The sequence below is a fragment of the Novipirellula caenicola genome, assembly GCF_039545035.1.
Taxonomy (GTDB): domain Bacteria; phylum Planctomycetota; class Planctomycetia; order Pirellulales; family Pirellulaceae; genus Novipirellula; species Novipirellula caenicola.
Genome location: NZ_BAABRO010000048.1, coordinates 1 through 4,700 on the forward strand (window position 1 = coordinate 1; position 4,700 = coordinate 4,700).

Sequence of the window (4,700 nt, forward strand, 5' to 3'; positions counted from 1 at the left end):
TGCCGATGGCGACGTAACGGTGACGGCCGATGCCGATGGTGATGCCAGTGGCACCGGTGGTTCGATCACGATGGCTGATGACACGACCGACGCGGCGTTGATCGATGCCGGTGACGGCAAGATCACGCTTGCCGCTGACGGCGATGTGACGCTGGCGGGATTGAAGACCGCCAGCACCGACGCCGAAGCGGTCAAGGTCACCAGTGGCAACGGTGCGATCATCGACGGCGGTGACGTCAACACAGACATCGATGCGACGACTGGCACCGTGACTCTCAATGCGGCACATGGCATTGGTTCGACAGCCCCCAATGGTGCGATTGACACGAATGTTGCTGCTGTCGTGTTTGACAACTCGGGCAGTTTGGGTGTGGCGATCGACGAAGCCAACGATGTCACGGTTACCGGTACTAACCAGGCTGCGTCGACTGGCGTGACGATTCAGGTCCTTGGCAACAACAACATCTTGAATGTTGGCGTTGCGGGTGTTGTCTCCAACGATGGCGAGATCACTTTCATCGCGGACGACATGGAATTCGGTGGACCAGTCTCCGTCGGGGCTGGTAACACCGCAGATGTCAATCTACGAACCAAAGATTTGACTCAAGTGATTAGCTTGGGAGCCAATCCTGGTGAACTGTCTCCTGCCCAGGTCCCAGGAACCGTTCTGGGATTGAACGATGCAGACTTGGATCAGATTACGACAGCCGGTGAAGTTCGAATCGGCAATGCTGGCCAAACCGGCGGCATCCAGCTGACGGGCCAAATCACGCAAGCTGGTAGCGGGTATACGACGCTGTCGTTGATTACCGGCGATGCCATCACCGATGCGACGACGAGTGAGCAAACCGATATCACGGTTAACAAATTGGCTTTACGAGCGGTTAGAGGGATCGGCGTTGGTGGACTGGACGCGGATGGCGACTTGGATCTTGCCGTTGGCGATATTGCAGCCAGCAACGCAGGTGTTGGAGCGACTGGCGTGATCAATCTCCACAACACTGGCAACCTGATTGTCGGCACCGTGGATACGCTCAGTGGCATCGTCAACACCGCTACGAATGGTGACGTGACCATTGCTGTGACCGACGGTAACTTGACTGCCAACGAAGAAATTACCGGTGGCGCCGATGGCAAGGTTGTTTTGACAACCCAAGGCACGGCGGGCGGTGATGTGACGCTCAACATGGACGGGGATGTAACCGCGTCCGGGACCGGGACGATCGAAATTACAGCCGATGTGCTGACAATCAATGATGATGCAGTTGTTGCCAACGATGCGGCAGATGTGACAGGAGTCGACATCACTATCACCGCCGATGACGTTGTCATTGGGACAACATCGGGCACAGTCAACGCGGGTGCAGGCGATCTGTTGATTCGTACTCGCACCGACGGACAGGAAATCGATCTGGGTACAAATGCAGCAACCGCTGGTGACACACTTGGATTGACCAATGCTGAAATCCAGCGTTTGACCGCTCAGGCCAAACTGGTCATTGGTCGCGATGACGCTTCGCCAGCGAATGCTTCAGGCGATATCACGATCACAGATATGGTGTCGTTCGCGTTTGTGATGGCTCCGGTTGTGAAGCTGATTACGGGAGCGGCGATCAAGGACAATGGGACGACCGGTATCATCAAGGCCAATCAGTTGGCACTGGTTGCAAAGAACGGAATCGGTGAAGATTTGAATGAGCTGAACGTGGAATTGCTTGACGGAGCCTCCGCTGACGATGGCTTGCTGGCAGCAATCAACACAGTGGGCGGCGGGGTGATCATCAGCAGTTTGAAGACTGTCACCATTGGGGCCGTCGATGGAGTTACCGGTATCAAGAGCACGGGCGTGGCCGGGTTTGGCGATATTTTTGTCGGCACGAAGGCCGATGGTGCCGACATCGTGGTTAACCAAAGCGTGCTGACCAATGGCGATATCACGCTGAATGCCGATGCGTTTGATCCGACCGGCGGGCCTTACGTCGCCGGGAATGGCGGTGGCATTCGCATCGCCACGGGGGCAACTGTGGCTGGTTTGGCTGGCTCGCCGGCTTTGGCCAACTCGATCACCTTGGTGGCTGAAGAAGACATTGTGGTATCGAACTTACTGGCTGTGGACTCGGTCAGCGTTACGTCGACCGTAGGATCGGTCCGCGATGACGGAGTCGAAACGACCCGTCTGCAAGCTAATAAAATAACGATTACGGCGGCGGACGAGATCGGCGGCATTGGTGCGACCGGTACAGCCGATCGCATCACGCTGACAGAAGTGGCTGACGGCACAATCGCTCGCGCTGTCGATGTAAACCTAACGTCGCTCACTGGCATCTTGACGGTCAGCGGTGGCGGCAATGTGCTAGTCAACGAAATCGATGATCCGAACCCGGCTGTCACGGGCGATAATCAATTGAACTTGAGCAAGGTCGTCGCTTCGGCTGGTGCTGGCAAGCAATTGGCGATCCTGAATTCCGGTGGTCCGTTGTTGGTTGACACGCCGATCTCAATTAGCACTTTCGATTTGCTATTAGGGACCGTTGGCACGGGCCAGTTGCAAGTTAGCAACTCGATCTCCAATACGTTCGGAGATATCGAGATCGGCACTCAAAACGGTCTATTGAACGTACTCTCCGGCGGTAACCTTAATGCCCAGGGCAATGTCAACCTGCAAACGGATACGGCGAACATTCAAGTCAATGCGTCGCTTAGCAGTACGACTGGAAAAGTCGAAGCAATCTCGGGCAACAACATTACGATTGGCTCTTCCGCGACATTGAACACGGACGCGGCAACGGGTGATGTGATCTTGAATGCCCAACGAAATGTAACGATTCCTACGGGAGCCGTTGTCAATGCTGGTGATCAATTGAATGTCTTCGTTGGCCAAAACAATACGGGTGCGACAGCAACCCTGCGTGGCAACATCACGACTGCAAATGGAACGACGGTTGATGGTGGATTCTCTGCTACTGGTACAGCGTCGGATACGTTCATCATCGTTCCAAGCACGACGACAACCTTCGTTATCAATGGTTTTGAAGACACTGCCGGAAACGACGTCGACACTCTGACGGTGGATGTAATCACCGCCGGTGCTTCGATCAATGCGGGGGCCAGCGACTTCACGCTTGAGGACGGAAACTTTGCCTTCAGCACAGCTCATAAAGGCATTACGTTCTCCAATATCGAAGCACTCACCGATTTGCCGCCAACAGCAATCATTGACACTGACCCTGACAACACCGGTGCAGCGTCAACAGGCAACGACATCGTTACCGAAGGTGATTCGACCGGAACATTTGCCGGTATTGATGCCGACTCAACCAGCCTGTCCGGCGGCACGATCAATTACAGCCTGACGGACAGTGCAGGTGGACGTTTCAAGATCAGCAATGCCTCGGGAACCGAAGGCGTAGTCACGATCGACAACGCGTCGCTGATCGACTTCGAGTCTGCTCCCATCATCAGCGGATCGACCCGCGGCTACACGATTGTCATCCGAGCAACCGATTCCACCTCGGGGCTGTTCACCGAGAAGTCCTTTACTGTTCTGGTCAATAACGACGCTCCGACCGCGACTGACGACAACTTCAGTACGCTGGAGAATCTGCCGATCAGTGGTCCTAACGTCCTGAGTCTCGACGGCGGCGGTTTGGACAGCGATCCGAACGGCGGAGCACTGACGGTGACTGCGGTCACTGGTGTTGGTTCAGCAACAAGCGGTCCTGGCAATTTCATTGAACCCACGTCCGGCGGTATCTTCCGCGTCTTCAGCAGTGGCAATTTCTCGTTCGACCCTGGCACCGACTTCGATCACCTAGCCCTCGGTGAAACGGCCACCACTTCGATCGAGTACACGATTACTGACGGAACCGCGACTTCGACCGCGACCGTCACTGTCACTGTGACAGGCCGCAACGATGCACCAACCTTGGTCGGTTCAACGTTCGTGATCAGCGGTAGTTCGGGCGCCAATGACCCTGTTGGCGATGTGAGTGATTCCGCTAACGACGTCGATATTAATGATACTCTCACCTATTCCTTCGTCGGCGGCACCACGCCAGCACCAGGAGTATCGCGGTCTGGCATCTTCGATATGGATACCAGCACCGGTGAGATCACGCTCAATGCGGCACCGAACCAGTTACAGCCTTTCCACGTTCTCAACTTGCAAGTGAAGGACAACCACAACGCAACCGCTACCGCAATTGCCTTTATAGTCGTCTCGCCAACCAATCCCCCCGTCGCTGTCGACGACAGCTACACTGTTGCCGAAGATGGCACGTTGACGACAACTGATCCGTTCAACGTCACAAGCCCTGGTGACTTGACCGACAATGGAGTATTGGCTAACGACACGGACGCGGACACTCCGACGTCGTCACTGACGGCAACGCTCATCAGTGGTCCAGCTCACGGAACATTGACGTTCAACGGCAACGGAACTTTCACCTACGTTCCGAATGCCAACTACAACGGTCCAGACAGCTTCACCTACGAAGCCACCGATGGAGTGCTGAAGGACTTGGCGATCGTCAATATTACGGTGACCGCAGTCAACGATACCCCGGTCGCCAACGACGACGCCTTCACCACCAACGAAGACGTTCAACTGAGCAACTCGGTGGCGGGTAACGACAGCGATGTCGATGGTCCTTCGGCCAGCTACAGCGTGACGACCGGCCCGACCAACGGCACGCTAGTGT

At 55.6% G+C, this 4,700-nt stretch carries 1 protein-coding gene; it reads left to right on the plus strand.

The annotated features are described in order from the left end of the window. Positions 1 to 4,700, plus strand: a 4,700-nt coding sequence (locus ABEA92_RS31070; RefSeq protein WP_345689737.1) for a beta strand repeat-containing protein, incomplete at both ends; no start/stop codon positions are given.